At 48.1% G+C, this 19,796-nt stretch carries 15 protein-coding genes and 1 tRNA gene; 12 read left to right on the top strand and 4 right to left on the bottom strand.

Translation table 11 applies throughout. The features are described 5' to 3' along the window. Positions 1 to 17: 17 nt before the first annotated feature. From MAQ5080_RS05085 to nfsA, 3 genes are all read right to left on the bottom strand, one after another. Positions 18 to 2,003 carry a methyl-accepting chemotaxis protein gene (locus MAQ5080_RS05085; RefSeq protein WP_067206426.1) on the bottom strand — a complete coding sequence of 662 codons (1,986 nt, stop codon included), beginning with the start codon at positions 2,001 to 2,003 and terminating at the stop codon, positions 18 to 20. Positions 2,004 to 2,246: 243 nt separating this feature from the next. Continuing rightward, positions 2,247 to 2,323 (bottom strand) — tRNA-Ile (locus tag MAQ5080_RS05090). A gap of 120 nt (positions 2,324 to 2,443) precedes the next feature. Continuing rightward, positions 2,444 to 3,181, bottom strand: a complete 738-nt coding sequence (gene nfsA / locus MAQ5080_RS05095) for an oxygen-insensitive NADPH nitroreductase (protein WP_067206430.1) — start codon at positions 3,179 to 3,181, stop codon at positions 2,444 to 2,446. Between the two features lie 99 nt (positions 3,182 to 3,280). Here nfsA and MAQ5080_RS05100 point away from each other — a divergent pair, with 99 nt between their 5' ends. Then, entirely contained in the window at positions 3,281 to 4,237 is a 957-nt protein-coding gene (locus MAQ5080_RS05100; RefSeq protein ID WP_231870782.1) for an alpha/beta hydrolase, read from the top strand. Further along, positions 4,218 to 4,598 carry a rhodanese-like domain-containing protein gene (locus tag MAQ5080_RS05105; protein WP_067206433.1) on the top strand — a complete coding sequence of 127 codons (381 nt, stop codon included), beginning with the start codon at positions 4,218 to 4,220 and terminating at the stop codon, positions 4,596 to 4,598. Before MAQ5080_RS05100 ends, MAQ5080_RS05105 begins: the two co-directional genes overlap by 20 nt. An 83-nt stretch (positions 4,599 to 4,681) precedes the next feature. Here the strand turns inward: MAQ5080_RS05105 and MAQ5080_RS05110 are convergent, their stop codons facing one another. Further along, positions 4,682 to 6,058, bottom strand: a complete 1,377-nt coding sequence (locus MAQ5080_RS05110) for a glycine--tRNA ligase (protein WP_067206437.1) — start codon at positions 6,056 to 6,058, stop codon at positions 4,682 to 4,684. Between the two features lie 230 nt (positions 6,059 to 6,288). On the opposite strand from MAQ5080_RS05110, the gene MAQ5080_RS05115 reads away from it, so the two are divergent. The 10 genes from MAQ5080_RS05115 to MAQ5080_RS05160 all read left to right on the top strand — a co-directional run bounded on the left by MAQ5080_RS05115 (position 6,289) and on the right by MAQ5080_RS05160 (position 19,732). Further along, positions 6,289 to 6,735, top strand: coding sequence for a DUF3429 domain-containing protein (locus MAQ5080_RS05115; protein ID WP_067206440.1), 447 nt, complete (start codon positions 6,289 to 6,291; stop codon positions 6,733 to 6,735). Between the two features lie 18 nt (positions 6,736 to 6,753). Further along, positions 6,754 to 7,149, top strand: a complete 396-nt coding sequence (locus MAQ5080_RS05120; RefSeq protein ID WP_067206443.1) for a thiol-disulfide oxidoreductase DCC family protein — start codon at positions 6,754 to 6,756, stop codon at positions 7,147 to 7,149. 63 nt (positions 7,150 to 7,212) lie between these two features. Continuing rightward, positions 7,213 to 7,926, top strand: coding sequence for an SDR family NAD(P)-dependent oxidoreductase (locus tag MAQ5080_RS05125; RefSeq protein ID WP_067206446.1), 714 nt, complete (start codon positions 7,213 to 7,215; stop codon positions 7,924 to 7,926). A gap of 165 nt (positions 7,927 to 8,091) precedes the next feature. After that, the gene (locus tag MAQ5080_RS05130) at positions 8,092 to 8,793 is read left to right on the top strand and encodes a GntR family transcriptional regulator (RefSeq protein WP_067206449.1); all 702 of its coding nucleotides are present in this window, start codon (positions 8,092 to 8,094) and stop codon (positions 8,791 to 8,793) included. Positions 8,794 to 8,820: 27 nt separating this feature from the next. Next, positions 8,821 to 9,702 (top strand): methylisocitrate lyase, encoded by an 882-nt coding sequence (prpB, locus tag MAQ5080_RS05135; protein WP_067206452.1) that lies wholly within the window; start codon positions 8,821 to 8,823, stop codon positions 9,700 to 9,702. A 231-nt stretch (positions 9,703 to 9,933) separates the two neighbouring features. Further along, a complete protein-coding gene (gene prpC / locus MAQ5080_RS05140) occupies positions 9,934 to 11,061 on the top strand; it encodes a bifunctional 2-methylcitrate synthase/citrate synthase (protein ID WP_067206455.1) in 1,128 nt (375 codons plus the stop codon). Positions 11,062 to 11,471: 410 nt separating this feature from the next. Further along, positions 11,472 to 12,956: a 2-methylcitrate dehydratase gene (gene prpD / locus MAQ5080_RS05145; protein WP_067206458.1), complete on the top strand. Its 1,485-nt coding sequence runs from the start codon at positions 11,472 to 11,474 to the stop codon at positions 12,954 to 12,956. Between the two features lie 254 nt (positions 12,957 to 13,210). Continuing rightward, the gene (locus MAQ5080_RS05150; RefSeq protein WP_067206461.1) at positions 13,211 to 15,172 is read left to right on the top strand and encodes a methyl-accepting chemotaxis protein; all 1,962 of its coding nucleotides are present in this window, start codon (positions 13,211 to 13,213) and stop codon (positions 15,170 to 15,172) included. Positions 15,173 to 15,519: 347 nt separating this feature from the next. Continuing rightward, a complete protein-coding gene (locus tag MAQ5080_RS05155) occupies positions 15,520 to 17,559 on the top strand; it encodes a methyl-accepting chemotaxis protein (protein WP_067206464.1) in 2,040 nt (679 codons plus the stop codon). A gap of 226 nt (positions 17,560 to 17,785) precedes the next feature. Then, the gene (locus MAQ5080_RS05160; RefSeq protein ID WP_067206467.1) at positions 17,786 to 19,732 is read left to right on the top strand and encodes a methyl-accepting chemotaxis protein; all 1,947 of its coding nucleotides are present in this window, start codon (positions 17,786 to 17,788) and stop codon (positions 19,730 to 19,732) included. Positions 19,733 to 19,796: the final 64 nt, after the last annotated feature.

Genomic DNA, 19,796 nt, shown 5'->3' on the forward strand with positions numbered 1-19,796 from the left:
TCATTACAGAGTTATCATTAGCGTAAACGGTACGAGCGTACTTCCGTTAATACATCGTCAAAGCGATCTTGCGTCTGTTTTGCTTCCGACTCGGTGGTATTCACGACATCAAAAATATGGCTCGAACGATCACGCACCATCTGTACGTTTTGGTTGATGTCTTCGGTCACTTGGGATTGCTCTTCTGCCGCGGTCGCCACACGTTCGATCGTCATATTGATTTCGTCAACGGACTCCAACAAAGACTCAATCATCTCAGCGTTCTTAATCACTTCTGAAGCGGTATTAGTCGCCATAGAAGAACAGCTCTCCATCGAGCTTAAAGCATTCTTACTGGAGCTAATCAAGGATTCGATCATGGAGCGAATTTCTTCCGTTGAGTCTTGTGTACGCTGAGCGAGACTGCGTACTTCATCGGCTACCACAGCAAATCCTCGTCCCTGCTCACCGGCACGAGCGGCCTCAATAGCGGCGTTTAGAGCAAGTAAATTGGTTTGTTCCGCAATCGACTCAATGGTTTGCAAAATGCTCGCAATTTGCTCGGTTTGATTGGTCACTTGCTGCACTGAATCAAAGCCCCCTGTCACTTCACGGCTTAGGGTTTCAATCGAACTTTGGATGGAATGTACGCCTTTACGGCCTTCCGATGCGCGCACTTGAATCGTTTCGGTGGATTTTGCTGCTTCTTGCATGTCCGACGAAATGGTATTGCTGGTCAACGACATCTCTTCAATGGCCGCGGCAATTTGATCGGTTCGCGCCAATTGATCTTGCGTTTCCTTCACTGCTTCACGGGCCTGCAGGATCAAGCTGTCCATACTGCCTTTCGATTCTTCTGACTTCGATTGCAACATGCCAAAGGTACTCGACAAGTGGCCCAAATGAAGGTTCAACTCACGCATCATATGACCTAGTTCATCGTGGGATTTGACTTCCAGATTCACGGTAAAGTCTTTCTTTTCACCCACTGAGCTCAGTGCTTGATGCACCTGAGAAACACGCTGTGAGACGTTACTAGACACCTGGCGAATCAAAAACAATACCAACAATGACACCACGACAATCGCAGCAATAACGGCAATAAAGACATTTTTATGACTGGCCTCTTGGGCATCCGCTAGATCGTCGACTTGCTCACCTAATTCATCGGCCAGTGACTTAACCAAGCCAATGCGACTGGTTGCCATGGCAAACCAATTTGCAGGACCTTCGACCTTATTTAGATCACCGGTGTTTTGAAAGCTGTTTAGCACCTGTGCCACAGACTTCCAATTGACATCATTTTTTAACGTATTTAGCTGAGTTTTTTGATCTGCTGAGGCGACATCAATAAAGTAGTTTTCCCATACTTTCTCATCAGCAATAAAACTTTTGATTTCGACAAAGCGCTGAGCTGACACACTTCCTGCGCTGAACACACCATTGAGTGCACCACGGTATTGGCCAATACGCTCTTTCATCCACAGCAGACTAAGGCGTGCAGATAGGGTTTTACTGATGTCTGGGTTGGCGACAAAGTTCAGACCGCGCTGAATACCACGCAATGCCGAATCATTAAGGTTAGAGTAAAACACGAAGGCACCGTTATCTGCGGCAATATTATCGACCTTCTGACGTACCGTCGTTTTATTGCTAAACAAACTCAAGGTTGGCTGGATAATTGACTGAATATCCGCTGCGGACAGCTGACTGAAATCCGCAGGTGAGACATTTCGTAATGCTTGTTCTGCTTGGTCAGCCAGCTGACGCTGTTTTAACAGAGCGTCTTTGCCATTTTGACCTTTTGAGCCGAGAAAGCCCGCTGACAGGCCACGCTCTACCGCAAAATTATGGGCCACTGCATCCAGCTTTTCGGTTAAATGTACAATATCGTTCGCTTTCTGCGTGTCTTCGATACTGCTCAATAAACTGGAGCCTAATGAAAAAGCAAGGATGACCACTAGGATGAGGGGCAATAGCCCGACGATCATGATGGCATGAGATACTTTTAGATTTTTTAACACCTGCGGTTCCCTCTGCTAATAAGTTTTAACCTACCCTTAGCATGAGTCAATTTGTGAATGTAAGCAAACGCTAAAGACTGTGAATTGAAGAAATCACACAACTTTTGATCTAAGCAGACAATAGCCAGAACATTTAAGAGGGCAGCAATAGGATAGCGATTAAGACTCAGATGCGCTGATAAAATGCTTGCTTTAAGACCATAAAAAAGCGCAGTAAGTGAGTACCTACTGCGCTTCTTTATATGGTGGGCCTGCCCAGACTTGAACTGGGGACCTGCCGATTATGAGTCGGATGCTCTAACCAACTGAGCTACAGGCCCGAAAACGGCGCCCATTATAGCCAGACTGCCTCTGCTTGCCAAGAAAATAACATAAAATTCCGTCGAGAAATCAAGCAACTAAAGCGCTTATCATTTAGGCAGAATCGGTCATCATTGAACTTACTTCAGTTCAAAACCCTGCTTAAGCAGAAATTCACGCATGTGTGGACGTAATTTTCCTGAGAACATGGGAGCCATGCTCTGTGACCAGTTAGAAGTCTTGTTGCCTCCCGTACGGGCCTGATAGTAGCGCTCCATCTCAGTGTCGTATTGATCAATGAGCACTGGATCGTGTTGATCATCATAGTAATCTTGCTTTAACACTGTCACCAAGGGCAAGCGTGGCTTGACCTCCGGATTGTGGGCTGGATAGCCAAGGCACATACCGAACACGGGGTAGACATTTTGCGGTAGTTTTAGCAGCTCACAGATAGCCTCAGGATTGTTACGCACGCCACCAATATAGACAATTCCTAGCCCTTCTGATTCCGCCGCAATGGCCAGATTCTGCGCCACCAAGGCCGTATCAATAGTGGCCACCAGCAATTGCTCCGTCATCCCCATGGTAGGTTCAATTCCAGTGCGTGCTGCCGCTTCAGTGTTACGCTTCATATCGGCACAAAACACCAGAAACTCCGCTGCTTGCTCTATATAAGCTTGTTCACCGGCAAGGGATTTGAGCAACGCACGATTACGACGATCACTGATGCGAATAATGCTGTAAGCCTGCACATGATTGCTTGAAGAAGCCCCTTGTGCCGCCGCGACTAACTTTTCAAGTAACCCTTGAGGCAATGGCTGATCGGTAAACTTACGAATCGATCGATGGGATTGCAATTGCTCTAGTACCGCATTCATAGGCGTATCCTTTCAAATGAGACAGTGAATCACTTAATTATGCAGAGCCATAAATGGCTTACCAATCCCTTTGGTTCAAAATGCGCAAGGAAACCTTTTTTGTCCACGCCTCATCCAATCGTTGCGTCATTGCGTAACATGTTTTTAGCTTCAACCTTTATGGTGACCACAATTAATATCAAGGCTCCTTTCCTTGCCATCACGGCACTGTTTAGCACAGGCTGTACTCAGGTGGGCGTTCAGTTGGCCAACCTCCCTACCTATATGGACAGCAATGAACAGCATCTGAATATCGCTTATGGCGAGCATCCACAACATCACTTAGATATTTACCTACCAGCCCAAACAACGTCAGAGCAACAGCCGGTTGTAGTATTTTTCTATGGTGGCCGCTGGACCGATGGTGATAAAAGTATGTATCCCTTCGTCGCTAAGCCGTTTGTTGATCGTGGTTATATAGTGGTAGTGCCCGACTACCGTAAATACCCTGAAGTCATCTTTCCCGCCTTTGTGGAAGACGCTGCGCTGGCCGTTGCATGGACATTAGAAAATATTGCGGATTACCAAGGCAACCCTGATAAATTGGTGCTGATGGGGCACTCTGCGGGGGCGCATATTGGCGCCTTGATCAGTGCTGACGAGCGTTATCTCGCCAGTCATGGCCACTCTAGCCGTCCTATCAAAGCGTTTGCTGGGCTGTCTGGTCCCTACGATTTCATTCCAAAAGATGAGGACTTAAAAGACATCTTTGGTCCTCCTGAGCGCTATCCTGAAATGACAGTAACCCGTTTTATTGATGGTACTGAGCCGCCCATGTTGCTGCTTTGGGGGGCCCAAGATACGCTGGTAGGACGACGTAATTTAGATCTGCTACAGGCCGAAGTTGCAAAACAAGGTGGACAAGCCGAAACTAAGATTTACCCTAACATGGGTCATGTGGATATGGTCGCGAACTTAATCTGGTTTATGCCCAGTAAAGCATCTATCGCACAGGACGTCTCAGAGTTTTTTACACGACAGCTTCAAGGAGAACACTATGACAAGCTTTCGCCCTAGCAACCTTCTGATAAAGGCTACCCTGGTTTTAGTCGCCCTTCTCAGCAGCATGCTGAGCATCAGTAACGCACAGGCGTCAGAGCGCTCTACTCAGGCCTGGCAAGCATTGGCTCAAGGCGCCACGTTAATTGATGTGCGCACCATACAAGAGTTTGAGCAAGAACATTTATCTGGGGCACTCCATATCCCTTTAAGCGATATCAGTACCATGGCTAACTCGTTGGATCCTAGCGCGACTGTTGTCGTCTACTGCCGCTCTGGTAATCGCGCCTCTCATGCTAAACAAACGTTGCACGATATGGGCTTTAAACAAGTGATCAATGGCGGTGGCTTAGAGGAAATGAAAGCCAGCAAGCCTTAGCAAAGCAGTTCGACTAGAGCTAAAAAAAACCGATGCACTGCATCGGTTTTTTTGTTTATCTGCTCTAGAGACGTTCGTCCAACTTAGTCTTGATTGACGAAGTAGTTCAAGATGAAGCTTGGCAGGTCAGCAGTGTTCACGACTTCTTGTTGCATCGTATCACGGTGACGGATTGTCACTGGTGCACCTTCTTGTTCGATCGTATCGAAGTCCACAGTGATACAGATTGGTGTACCGACTTCGTCGTGACGACGGTAGCCTTTACCTACGTTACCTGTGTTTTCGTAAAGGATACGACCAAGACCCAGTTTCTGTAGACGGTTCTTGATGCCTTTCGCTGCTTCTACGATTTCTGGCTTGTTCTTCTTAAGTGGCAGTACCGCAACTTTGATCGGCGCTAGGTGTGGCTTAAGTTTTAGCACCGTACGAGTAGAACCGTTTTCTAGCTCTTCTTCTGTGTAGGCTTCCGTTAGTACCGCTAGGACACCACGGTCTAGACCTGCAGATGGCTCGATACAGAATGGTACGATCATCTTATTTTCTTCAAGGTCACGAACCGCAAGCTTAGTGGTAGAGTGCTCGTTTGGCTTCACTTTAGCCGACAAACCGAACTCTTCTTGTGCTTTGGTGTGCGAGCCAAGATCGTAGTCAGTACGGTTAGCCACACCTTCCAATTCTTCAAAACCATGTGGAAACTTGTACAAGATATCCACAGTGGCTTTTGAGTAGTGTGCTAGGTCATCACCGGTAACATGTTCGAATTCCATGTTTTCTTTGCCAAGACCTTGGTCTAGCCACCATTGTGTACGTAGGTCGACCCACGTTTGGTGCCATTTTTCGTCTTCGCCAGGCTTACAGAAGAATTCCAGTTCCATCTGTTCGAATTCACGAACACGGAAGATAAAGTTACGTGGCGTGATCTCGTTACGGAACGATTTACCGATTTGCGCGATACCAAATGGCAAAGCACGTGAAGTAGAGTCGACCACGTTTTTGAAGTTGGTGAAGATACCCTGCGCCGTTTCAGGACGTAGGTAAGTGTAAGACTCTTCGTTCACCATTGGGCCAACGTTGGTCTTAAACATCAAGTTGAAGTCACGTGGCTCAGTGACGTTGGTTGAACCACAGTTGTCACACACTTTGATGTCTTTCATGTGGTCAGCACGCATACGTGATTTACACTCATGACAATCTACCATTGGGTCGGTAAAGGTATCTTCGTGACCAGAGTATTTGTAAACGTGCTTGTTTTGGATGATCGCAGCGTCTAGGCCTTCTACGTCGTCACGCTCGTAGACCATGGCACGCCACCATGCCGCTTTAAGGTTGTTTTTAAGCTCGATACCTAGTGGACCGTAATCGTACGCACCTTGCATACCACCGTAAATCTCACTGCCTTGGAAAATAAATCCACGACGTTTACACAGGGAAACGAGTTCATCCATCGTTTTAGCTGGCATTTTCAACACACCTTAATTCGTTAATTTAGGGACGGCCGGCGCGCAACGGCGTAGCCGATAAAAATAAGTTCGTCATTGTACTCTGTGGCCTTGATCGACTCAATGGCTCCAAAGTCGACATTATTCTGGGCAAAGTTGATAAAATGTGATGACATTCACATGCCTAAAGATCCAATCTGTTAGATAATACGTAAATCCTGTAAACCAAACTTTACTTTTGGAATATCTCAATGCGTAATTCATCACGCTCACTGATTCAAACGCTTGGGGCGTTAGGCCTATTACCATTTCTGGCCAGCACCCTGACATTTCATTTTGATTTCTATGGTTACGGCTTTGTCGCTCAGACTGTGTTTGTTGCCTACAGTGCGATTATTTTGAGCTTCTTAAGCGGCGCCATTTGGGGGCAAGTGCTGGAACAGCCTTTCCAAGGCAAAGGGACAGCACTGTTAATTGGCAGCAATCTAGTCGCACTTCTCGCTTGGTGTGGCTTGTTGATCGAGCAACCGCATATGTCACTGCTGCTATTGCTGTGTGGTTACATCAGTATTTTTTGGTTGGAAGTACGTTGGTTGAAGCAAATCCGCCCAGACCAGAGCTTCTATCCAAGTCTACGCTTTATTTTGACCACCTTAGTGTGTGCCATGCATTTGCTCATGCTGTATCCAAAATTTTAAGCAAAAACGAGATAGCTTATGGTAACACTGTTTTACGATGGCCATTGTCCGCTGTGTATGAAGGAGATCGCTGTACTGCAGCGCCACAATACGGCACAGCGTTTAAAACTGGTCGATATTCACAGCGAAGAGTTTGAGCGTCTTTATCCACAAATCGATAAAGACGCCGCGGATCGCTTACTACACGCTATTCTTAACAACGGCCAACTGGCCACAGGGCTCGATGCCAATGTGGCGGTTTGGCAAGCCGTGGGCAAGCATAAATGGCTCAAAGCACTACGTTGGCCCATCATGCGTTGGTTTGCCGATCGTGGTTACCTTTTGTTTGCCAAACATCGCCATACACTTTCCTACTGGTTAACGGGTCAAGAACGTTGCGATGCGTGCAGCAAAGACGTTTGCCCGCCGAAATAGTTCTCGCCACCAATCCAGCCTGAGATCTTTTGCGTATTCACAGGGTTAGCAAAGGAGAATCAGATGTCTTATTCAGCCATTGTCGTCGGGGCAGGTAGTAAAATTGCTCAAGCCATTATCGAGCAGTTAATTGCCTTAGATGACTGCCAGCAGATACTCGCCATCAGTCGTGGGCAAAACTTTGAACACGAAAAAGTCACCGCAATCAACACTCACTATGATGAAGCCAGTATTGCGCACACCTGTTCAGAGCTAGCCCCCACATTTCCTGTGGCTAAGGTGTTTATTTGCCAAGGCATCTTGCACCAAGGTGAACTCCAACCGGAACGCAAACTTGAAAGCATCAGCGCCGAAAATATGCTCAAAGTGTTTGAGGCCAATACCGTCACCCCGTCTCTTTGGTTGAAATACTTAACCCCTCATTTGAAAAGCAGCGAACCTTGTAAAGTGGCTCTGTTTAGCGCACGTATTGGTAGCATCAGTGATAACCAACTGGGCGGCTGGTACAGCTATCGCGCTTCAAAGGCAGCGCTGAATATGATGGTGCAGACCTTTGCGGTAGAGTTGGCACGACGAGCGAAGAATGTGAAACTGCTCGCCTTTCACCCAGGCACCACCGATACTCCCCTATCAGAACCGTTTCAGCGCTCGGTGCCAGAAGGAAAATTGTTTACACCTGAGTTTGTCGCGACACAGCTTTTGAGTTTATTGGATAGACTAGAAGTAGACGGTCACGCCAGCTATATGGACTGGAACCATCAAGTCATTACTTGGTAGGCTGTTATTACAGCGACTAAACCCTTCTCATATTGTCGACAATCTACAGATTAAAAATCTTCAAAGACTAAGACCTAAGTCGAATTGTCGACAATCCACCTTGATCTATACTCATTTACACCCTATAACTGGTTTCATTGTAGACAACGAAGTAGGACATGAGCTTTGGACAAGGTTACTCAAATTAAATCTGCCACCCTTTCTGACGACTTAACTCAGCGCTTAACGGCTGAGATCGTCGAAGGCGTTTTACCGCTTGGCAGCAAAATCTCCGAACCAGAGCTGGCTAAGCGCTATGGCGTGTCGCGGGGCCCTCTGCGTGAAGCCTTAGTGAAGCTAGAAACCCTAGGCTTGATTACCCGCACAGCCAATGTCGGTGCACGCGTGATTGAGCTTAATATCGAAGATCTGTTAGACACCTACACCTTGCGTGAAGCCATGGAAGGTATGGCGGCGCGCTTGGCAGCAGAGCTAATCAGCGAACAAGAAGTGGCGGAGCTATACCAGCTACTAGAGGATCATCAGGCCCATTTAGATGCCAACCAAGATGAGCACTACGCCAGCCAATATGGCAACGAAGACTTCCACTTGCGCATCATTCACGCCAGCCAAAACAACAAGCTGATTCGCGTTTTAACCCAAGATTTGTACGCCACGATTCGTATGTATCGTCGCTACACCGCGGACTCACGCCCAGACCCGCGTCAGGCACTGCGTGAGCACAAAGCCATTTTAGATGCCATCGCCAATCGCGAGGGAGATCTAGCTGAACTACTAATGCGTCGCCACATTAGTCGCGCCGCCAATTTATTAAGAAAAGCGATGCTGCAAAACAGCATCTCTCAGGGTAATACTGGCCAACCTTAGCCAATAACAATAAAAAGTGAGGATTGTATGACGTTAGCATCACCCGGCGCACGTTTTCGCCAAGCGATAAAAGACCATTCACCGCTGCAAGTCGTTGGCGCCGTCAACGCTTACTGCGCCATGATGGCCGAGCAAACAGGGCACCATGCCATTTACCTTTCAGGAGGTGGTGTTGCTAACGCATCCTATGGTTTGCCTGATTTGGGCATGACGGATCTCAACGATGTGCTAGAAGACGTGCGTCGAATCACCGCGGCAAGCTCCTTGCCTCTATTAGTAGATATCGACACAGGCTTTGGCGGCGCATTCAATATCGCACGCACAGTCCAGCAAATGGAAAAAGCGGGGGCCGCAGCCGTGCATATTGAAGACCAAGTACAACAAAAGCGCTGCGGACATCGCCCCAATAAAGCGATTGTCAGCCAAGCAGAAATGGTCGACCGCATCAAAGCCTGTGTCGATGCACGTTATGACGACAACTTTGTCATCATGGCGCGCACCGATGCGCTGGCCGTCGAAGGCATGAACTCTGCTATCGAACGCGCCGTCGCCTGCGTGGAAGCCGGTGCTGACATGATCTTCCCAGAAGCCATGCTCACTCTTGAGCAATACCGAGAATTCGTGGATGCAGTCAAAGTCCCTGTGCTTGCCAACATTACCGAATTTGGCGCCACACCGTTGTTTAGTCGTGAAGAACTGGCCAGCGCTGGCGTTGATATCGTGCTCTACCCACTGAGCGCCTTCCGTGCCATGAACCAAGCCGCGCTTAACGTTTACCAACACCTATTAAACGACGGCCACCAACGCAACGTGGTCGACAGCATGCAAACACGCATGGACTTGTACGACTTCTTGAACTACCACGATTACGAACAAAAGCTCGACGCACTTTTTTCCAAGGATAAATAACCAATTTAAATCACCTGAGATTCACAGCAGTAACGACCGAGGCGGATTAAATCCGCTCGATATCTCACTAAAGAGACAATTACAGGGCGTCACGAGCGAAGCCAAGACGAGGCAAAAACAGACGAAAAAGCGGAGTTTATAACTATAAATGAGCATTTTGAGTCTGTTTTTAACAAAGTATTGGCAAGCGCAGTAGCCCTGAAGTCTCGAAAAATAAAAATGGAGATACAAATGGCTAAAGAACTATCAGGCGCGGGCCTTCGTGGCCAAAGCGCAGGGGAAACCGCTCTATGTACCGTCGGTAAAACTGGCTCAGGCCTGACCTATCGCGGCTATGACATAGAGGAGCTGGCTGACAAAGCATGTTTTGAAGAAGTGGCACACCTACTTCTGTACGGCAAACTGCCGAACCGAGCAGAGCTAGATCATTACAAAACCAAGCTAATGAACTTGCGCGAGTTACCACAAGCGCTTAAGTCTGCCTTGGAATTGATCCCCAAAGACGCCCATCCAATGGATGTCATGCGTACCGGCTGTTCCTTCTTAGGTAACCTTGAAACCGAAACCGACTTTAGCCAACAGCAAGATGTAGCAGATCGCTTATTGGCGACTTTGCCAGCCATCATCTTGTACTGGTATCGCTTTAGCCATGATGGCGTACGGATCGATACCCTCAATCCATCGGTGAGTAGCTTAGCCGGTCATTTCTTGGCGATGTTGCACAGCGACACCCCAAACCCACTGCATGAAAAAGTGATGAACGCATCGCTGATTCTCTATGCAGAGCACGAATTCAACGCCTCCACGTTCACGGCTCGCGTCTGTGCTTCCACCCTTTCTGATATGCACTCTTGTATTGCCGGCGGCATCGGCAGCCTGCGCGGCCCACTGCATGGCGGTGCCAACGAAGCGGCCATGGACATGATCGAGCCTTGGCAGAGCCCAGATGAAGCGGAAGACGCCATCATGGGAATGCTCGCTAACAAAGACAAAATCATGGGCTTTGGCCACGCTATTTACCGTGAACGCGACCCTCGTAATGACATTATTAAAAAGTGGTCGAAGCTGCTGTCTGAAGAAGTGGGCGACACACATTTGTACGCCGTGTCCGAGCGCTGTGAAGCGGTGATGTGGCGCGAGAAGAAACTGTTCTGTAACGCCGACTTCTTCCATGCCAGCGCTTACCGCTTTATGGGCATCCCAACCAAATTGTTCACACCAATCTTTGTCTGTTCACGCGTCACCGGTTGGGCCTCCCATGTAATGGAGCAACGCGCCAATAACCGCATTATTCGCCCAAGCGCCGACTACATCGGCCCGGAGAAAGCCACTTGGGTAGATATTGCAGAGCGAGATTAATTAGAGCGAGAGATTGAATGCTTTTAAAGCAGCGTCAGGATGACGCGGTAGGTCGTTGGGGCAGGACACCCCACCCGACCGGCGTAAAAGCATCAAGCTCGAGTTCAACAGAGTGATAGGTATTCCAACACTCTACGCGGGCGCGTAATCGTCCCTGATAAAGCGCCCTCTTGCGCCATCCATGGCGCGTGCTTAAGAGTGCTTGAAAGCCCTATAAAGTTTTGTGCGAAATTTTAGAACGAGAGATTGCATGCTTTTAAAGCAGCGTCAGGATGACGCGGTAGGTCGTTGGGGCAGGACGCCCCATCCGAGCGGCGTAAAAGCATCAAGCTCGAGCTCAACTGAGTAACAGAATTAACCAACAAGCTACATCAGTATGAACTGGGTAAATAAGAATCAGAGGAACCACCATGAGTGCAAATGTCGATTTAAATAACCGCCCTGAATACGATCAGGTAATCCAAGACATCGCGGATTATGTTTTAAACTTCAAAATTGAAAGCCAAGAAGCCCTCGATACGGCTCGTAACTGTTTGATGGATACGCTTGGCTGTGGTCTGTTGGCACTACGCTTCCCAGAATGTACTAAACACCTTGGGCCAATGGTGCAAGGCACGGTGGTACCAAACGGCGCTCGAGTACCGGGAACCTCATTTGCGCTCGATCCAGTAAAAGCGGCTTGGGACATCGGTTGTATTATTCGCTGGTTGGATTACAACGACACCTGGCTCGCCGCTGAATGGGGCCACCCATCAGATAACTTGGGTGGTATTTTGGCAGTGGCCGATCACTTATCTCAAGTTCGTGTAGCGCGTGGCGAAGCGCCACTGACCATGCGTGATGTACTAGAAGCTATGGTCATGGCCCATGAGATTCAAGGGGTGATCGCTCTAGAAAACTCTTTTAACCGCGTCGGTTTATGTCACGTACTCTTGGTTCGAGTGGCGTCTTCTGCTGTGGTGGCGAAAATGATGGGCGGTAATCGTGAGCAGATCATGGCGGCGATTTCCCAAGCCTGGGTAGACGGCTCAGCACTGCGCACTTATCGCCACGCACCCAACGCAGGTTCGCGTAAATCTTGGGCCGCGGGCGATGCCACCTCGCGTGCGGTGCGTTTAGCGGATATGTCGCTGCGTGGTGAAATGGGCATCCCTGGGGTATTAACCGCGCCACAATGGGGCTTCTACGATGTGTCTTTCTCTAAGACCAACAAAGATCAGCAGGTTAAATCGCCAGAGGATCGTGAATTTAAATTCACCCAAGACTACGGCACCTACGTGATGGAAAACGTGCTGTTTAAAATCTCGTTCCCAGCCGAATTCCATGCGCAAACCGCCGCTGAAGCCGCGGTCACTCTGCACCCTCAAGTAAAAGATCGTTTAGATCAAATCGAGAAAATTGTGATTCGCACCCATGAATCCGCGATTCGTATCATCTCGAAAGTGGGCCCACTAGCGAATGCGGCCGACCGTGACCACTGTCTACAATATATGGCCGCCGTGCCGTTGGCGTTTGGTAACTTGGTAGCAGAGCATTACGAAGATGACTTCCACGCATCTAATCCGATCATTGATGAGCTGCGCGAGAAGATGGAAATCGTTGAAGACGAGCGCTTTACCCGCGAATACTTAGAAGCTGACAAACGCTCAATCGCCAACGCTATTCAGGTGTTCTTTAAAGATGGCTCATCAACAGAAGAGGTGTCCGTCGAGTACCCTATCGGGCATCGCCGTCGCCGCGAAGAAGGCATTCCATTACTGGAGAAGAAATTCAAAGCCAACTTGGCCACTCGTTTCCCAGCGGGTCGCAGCCAGCATATTTTTGACCTATGTAAAAACCAGCCGCAACTAGAGCAAACTGCCGTTCATCACTTTATGGATTTGTTTGTCATTTAGGAAATTCTGGCACTGACTTAGATCAAGTCAGTGCCGTTTTAATTTTTAACATTAACTTACTTATAAAATTTAGAAATAACTAATGAATACTTAATATCAATGGGTTACAAACTCTCTCCCTTACCCTTTGTAACTAAACGTAAGCATCGACTGGCGCCTTTACAGTTTTGTTATAGTGCAAGCCCCCTTTCAAATATATAACGCCCTGTAATATTAGTTATAAATTGGACTAGTTTTACGAAGGACGCCTCAAAATGCTTACCCGCTTTCGCTCATTTTCTCTTCCTGCTCAGCTTGCCATGGGTGCACTCTTTGCTGTCGTAGTGATCTTTATCGTATTAATCGCTGCCATTGATTTCCTATTTCAAAAGCAGCTCACCGATGTGGTAACAGACCACCAGCTCACCGAGATCAAACTTGTTGCCCATGAGCTTGAGACACAATATCAAGACATCCATAAATCCCTTAATCGTTCATCGAACTATGTCGACAGCGAACTGAGCTTGTCGATTGAAAAACAAGGCGATAATTGGCTCTGGGGCTATACACCTCTCGCTCAAGCCACTACCCAGCTCAATCGAATTAAAAGCAACGTACAAGCTGACATCGTTGTCATGGAGCGTAGCGAGGGTAGCTATAATGTACTGTCTTCCACATCAAATGACTTCCAAGGCATAGTGGACCTTTCCACTGCAAACTACTCAGGAAAGCTGCGCCTTAACGAGCATAACTACATGGTTCATGTGCAACCTTTATCAAACCATTCGGGATTGATCTTCATGATTGCCCTCCCTTACAGTCAAATCATGCCGGATATGCGTGCGAATCTGAACGATATTACCATAGGTAAACGAGGCTATATCTACGTTGTGGACAACGGAGTAGACAAAGGCAAACTGATTACTCACCCTAGTGAGTCGGTGCTCGGCAAAAATGTATTTGAGCTTTTCCCAAGTGCTCGATCAGCCTTTGAAGCCATGTATCAAAGCCCCACTGGCGTAACGACTTATTCAATCAAGGTCGCTGGACAGGATAGCGCAGTGGAGGAGTCCAAGGTTATCTTTCATCGTGTCGAAGGCTTTGACTGGGTCGTTGCGATTAAGACCTACTCAGCTGAATACAACGAAGAGATTATGTTTATCTTACTCTTAGTTATGGCAATTTGTGCCGGCGCAGCTACGACCCTTGCCATCATCCTTTGGTTGTACATTCGTTCTTCATTAGGGCCTTTGCGTGACATTACAAATGGCGTCAAAGAAATTGGTGAAGGTAAGCTCAGCTACCGTTTTAAAGATTTTGTTAGCCCTGACAGCAAAAATGAAACTCACAAACTACAACTATCTGTGCAAAGTATGCGTGATGGTTTGATCGAGTTGATCGAGGCGGTTCAATCGAATAGCCAACAACTGTACACCTCTACCCAAAATATTACGCGATCAAATGAGCTGCTTATTACTAGCGCAACCAATGGTACAAATTCTTGCGCTCAAGTCGCTGCAGCCGTGGAGCAAATGTCTGCTTCGATTGAAGAGGTAGCGCAGAGTTCAACCGAGGTCTCCGAAGAAACCGTATCAGTCAATGCCACTACAGAACAGGGCTACCAAGCCACTAAGCGAGTTGAAGAGACCGTGGCGAACCTTTCTACTTCGTTTGAAAACGCAGCAAAAACGATTAAAGAAGTAGAGACCAGCACAGAAAACATTGGCAGTGTGGTCAATGTGATTAATGAAATTGCGGAGCAAACCAACCTATTGGCATTGAACGCTGCCATTGAAGCGGCTCGAGCTGGTGAGCAAGGCCGTGGCTTTGCTGTGGTAGCAGATGAAGTACGAGTGCTCGCGCAACGTACTCAGCAATCCACGGAAGAAATAAAACAAGTGGTGGAACGCCTACAATCCGGTAGCCGTATCGCGGTCAATACTATGCAGCAAGGTCGCGATCAAGTGGCCAACTGTGTTGAACAAGCCACCTTTGCCGGTGGTTTGCTAAGTGGCATTACTAAATCAATGGACGCTGTATCGCAAGGTATTACGAATGTCGCAGCTTCAACTGAAGAGCAAAGCGTGGTGGCAACACAAATCCGCGGCAATGCTGAAGAGTTACATGTGGTCGCCAATCAGACCTTTGAAGAAGCACAAAACTCCCTCAACGAAAGTCAGCGCATTAATCAATTAGCTGAAGAACTGCAGCGTAAATTAACACGTTTTCACTTATAACCTTCCCTGTCCAAAGGCTTCTTGATTTAACCCTGTTAAATCAAGAAGCTAAATAACAGCTCTCTGCCCTCCAAAATGCCAGCTACCCTATTACTGAGCAGCCACCCAGCTAAAAATATAGAGCACCTCACTTTACTTACACTCGGTTTCATAGATTGTGTTTCAATACAATTAAACTGAACACATATTAACCAAAAAGCCTGAAATAGCTGGCCGAATTGTAACTTTATGTAAAAACCATACGAATATTCACATAAAAACCACCTAAATGAGAATGAATGCCATTTACCTAAATCTATAACTTAGGCTAATATCTGGACAAAATTTTCACGTAAGGAAACATTCCCATGCTCTCTCGTTTTCGCAGCCAATCCTTGCCTTCGCAGCTTGCGGCAGGCGCACTGATCGTTATTGTGCTGATATTTTCAGTGTTAATCGTTGCCATCGAGCTGTTATTTGAAAAGCAGCTTTCCGAGATTGTGACTGACCATCAGAAGGTAGAGGTCAATTTAATTGCCAAGCAACTCGAGGCTGAGTATCGCTCCATCACACACCAAACCAGCGTATTGTCTGATGTATTTGTCGATCAATTAGCAGGTGGCCTAAAAGTAGATCCCTCAAAGAGCGTTAAGATTAAATCGATTGATAGCCCTCAGATGACCTTTAATGGTGACACGGTTAACTTAAACTTTGATATTGTCGATCGCTTCACCGCCGCCACGGACGCCAGCGCCACTATTTTTGTGCGCCACGGTGATGACTTCCTACGTGTAAGCACTTCTTTAAAAGATCAACAAGGCCAACGCGCCATTGGCACCTACTTGGGTAAAAACCATCCAGGCTACCAAGCGTTATTGAACGGCCAACCTTTTGTCGGCAAAGCCTTTTTATTTGGTAAAAACTACATCACCCAATACACTCCAGTGGTCCAGTCTGGCAAAACCATCGCCATTCTCTATATTGGCCTTGGCTACGACGAAATTTTAAAAGGCATTAAAACTGCCATCGGCCAACTGACCTTTGGTAAAAGTGGCTACGCTTACGTCACCGACACGGGCCAAAACGAGGGCCAACTACTGGTACACCCAACTCTGACAGAACGTAATATCTATCAAGAGTTTCCTGAGGTCCGTAGCGACTTTGAAAAGATGTATCAGTCCGATTCTGGTGTGATTCATTACACCATCCAAGTGGCTGGTAAAGATCAAACCGCACAGGAGTCGAAAGCCATCTTCCAGCGCGTAAACGGCTGGGACTGGGTCGTTGCCATCAAGGCGTACTCCGCGGAGTACCAACAAGAAATCATGTCCATTTTGCTGTTTGTGATCGCCATCTGTACCGCTGCAGCCCTATTGCTGGCAGCCACCTTATGGTTCTACATTCGCTCTTCTTTGCGCCCATTGCGTGACATTGCCCATGGCGTGAAAGAAATTGGTGAAGGCAATCTCACTTACCGGTTTAGTGATTACGTCAGTGCCCAGAGTAAGAATGAAACCCACCGCTTGCAGCGTTCAATACAATCGATGCGTGACGGTTTGTTGGAATTAATTGAGGCCATCCAATCTAGTAGCCAACAATTACTCAGCTCAGCGCAAACCATCACCCAGGCTAATGAGCGCCTGATTGGCTCCGCCACCAGTAGCTCAAATTCTTGTGCTCAAGTGGCCGCCGCCGTAGAACAAATGTCCGCTTCCATTGAAGAAGTCGCACAAAGCTCAACCGAAGTGTCTGAAACAACGGTGTCAGTCAATGCCAGCACTGAACAAGGCCATCAAGCGACCAAAGCGGTTGAGACCACCGTCGCTAACTTGGCAGCATCGTTTGAGAACGCTGCCAAAACTATCCAAGAAGTGGAGCACAGCACTGAGAACATCGGCAATGTGGTCAATGTGATTAATGAAATCGCCGAGCAGACCAACCTGCTCGCGCTCAATGCCGCCATTGAAGCCGCCCGCGCCGGTGAACAAGGACGTGGTTTTGCCGTAGTGGCCGATGAAGTACGTGTACTGGCACAACGCACGCAACAGTCAACAGAAGAGATCAAGCAAGTGGTGGAACGCTTGCAAAAAGGCAGCCGCTCCGCGGTAGACACCATGCAGCAAGGGCGTGACCAAGTCACCAATAGTGTCGATCAAGCCACTCATGCCGGCGAGCTCCTAAGCAGCATCAATCATGCGATGGGAACGGTCTCCATCGGTATCTCAAATGTGGCCGCTTCGACCGAAGAGCAAAGTGTCGCGGCGACGCAAATCCGCGGCAATGCTGAAGAGCTGCATGTGGTCGCCAATCAAACTTTTGAAGAAGCGCAAAGCTCGCTCAACGAAAGTCAGCGCATTAATCAGTTGGCTGAAGAACTGCAGCGTAAATTAACCCGCTTCAGCTTGTAATTCGCCCGCCCCTTGCTATCAAACAAGGGGCTTTTTTCTATGTAATACAATTAGTTAATAAAAGCGCCAAGTGGCAACACTCCTATCAATAAAATGTCATCCTTTGTACAGTAAATAAGGAATTCCGCGTTTTTTTTCGGTTCTTCGGTTATGACATATAGAAAGAATATCGATATTTCTATATAAGAATGATTCTCAAAAGGAATTCAACTAGGACCCCTTCAAAATGCTCTCATCATTCCGCAAAATGCGCTTACCGAGCCAAATCAGTCTCGGCGCTTTGATTTCTATCGTGATCACTTTTATCGTACTTAACCTTATTATCGCCGAACTGGTAGAAGATAAAATCAACGCTGCCGTGACCGAACATCAGCATGCAGAAGCTAAGCTGGTAGCAAAGCAGCTGGAGTCCGAATTTGTCCTGATCAGTCGTTCTCTTGACCGCACAGTACACATGGTCAATGCCGGCCTAAAAGGGTTAGCACCGATCAATGAACAAAGCAGCGCTCAGCTCAGCACCTTTTTGAAGACATTTGCCGCCGCAAGCAATGCTGAAGTGGCGCTGTTAGAACAACAAGGTGACCAATTCAAGGTGCTTGAGACATCCACTAATGACGTGCCTAAGCTGGCGACGCTGCGCCCAGAGGGTAATTTTGCCACCGCAACACGAATCACCCTATCGGGTAAGGAATACCTAGCTCAAGCACTGCCCGCGGCGGGCAACCCTTCTGTTTACGTCAGTGTGTTCGTACCGATGAGTAATATCTACGGCGTGCTGCAGAAGAATTTAGGCGGCCTGCGCTTTGGCAAAGAAGGTTATATTTATGTAGTGGACAGCGGTGAACATGAAAATGATATTTTGATTCACCCCACGCTGGTAGGTAAAAACTTCTATGATCTTTACCCAAATCTGCGCCAAGCGTTCGCCAAGTTGTTCAGCTCAGAATCCGGTATCACCTATTACACGGCTCTGATCGCGGGTAAAGACAATAAAGCCCAAGAAACCAAAGCCATCTATCACCGAGTCGATGGCTGGAACTGGGTCGCAGTCATCAAGACTTACAGCAACGAGTATCGTCAAGAAGTGATGGCGGTGGTGTGGCTATTAACGGCCGTCAGCTCGATCGCTGCCATCGCCTTAACCCTCTTTATCTGGTTGTTTATTCGTCGCTCATTAAGTCCGCTAAGCAGCATTTTCACAGGAGTGCAGGAAATTGGTGACGGCAACCTTACCTACCGCTTCCAAGATCATGCCAGCTCGAAAAGCCGTAATGAAACCCACGTGCTGCAAGTCGCCGTGCAAACCATGCGGGACGACTTATTGGGATTAATTGAAAGCGTCAATCAGACCAGTGAGTCTCTGGTGGATTCCGCTCAGCGTATCTCTTCCTCAAATCAGCAATTAATTGCCAGTGCCAATCAAAGCACACAAACCAGCATGGAAGTGGCCGCAGCGATCCAGCAGGTGTCCGCATCCACTGAGGAAGTCGCCACCAGCTCTACTGGCGTCTCCGAACAGACGGTGTCGGTTACGGATGTGACCAATAAAGGCTATGCTGCAGTACATCAAGTGGAAGAAACCGTTGCCAGTCTGTCCAGCTCGTTTGAACGTGCCGCCCATACCATCGAAGACGTGCGTGAATCGACCAGCAACATTGGCAATGTCGTCAATGTCATCAACGACATTGCCGAACAAACCAACTTACTGGCCTTGAACGCGGCCATCGAAGCGGCCCGAGCCGGTGAACAAGGCCGTGGCTTTGCCGTGGTGGCCGATGAAGTACGTGTGTTGGCACAGCGTACGCAGCAATCCACGGAAGAAATTCAAACCGTCGTCAGCCGTCTACAAGAAGGCAGTCGTTCTGCGGTAACCACCATGCAAGATGGTCGTGATCAAGTGGAATTGAGCGTCAAACAAGCCGCTGAGGCAGGGGTATTGCTCTCGCAAATCAACAATGCCATGAGCTTGGTCGCGGAAGGCATTTCCTCGGTCGCCGCCGCTACCGAAGAACAAAGCGTCGCCGCCGTACAGATTCGCGGCAACGCCGATCACCTGCATCAAGCGGCAGAAAGCACCCTAGAAGAAGTGCACCACTCACAGGCGCAAAGTGAGCGCATCAGCAGCCTAACACGACAACTGAAAGACAACCTGGCGAAATTCAGAATCTCCTAATCTGGATCGGTTCTTGCGCCATGCCAGAACCCAGGTATCATGCACAGAAGCCTACATTACGTAG

Origin of the sequence: Marinomonas aquimarina, assembly GCF_900089755.1 — a bacterium.
Classification (GTDB): domain Bacteria; phylum Pseudomonadota; class Gammaproteobacteria; order Pseudomonadales; family Marinomonadaceae; genus Marinomonas; species Marinomonas aquimarina.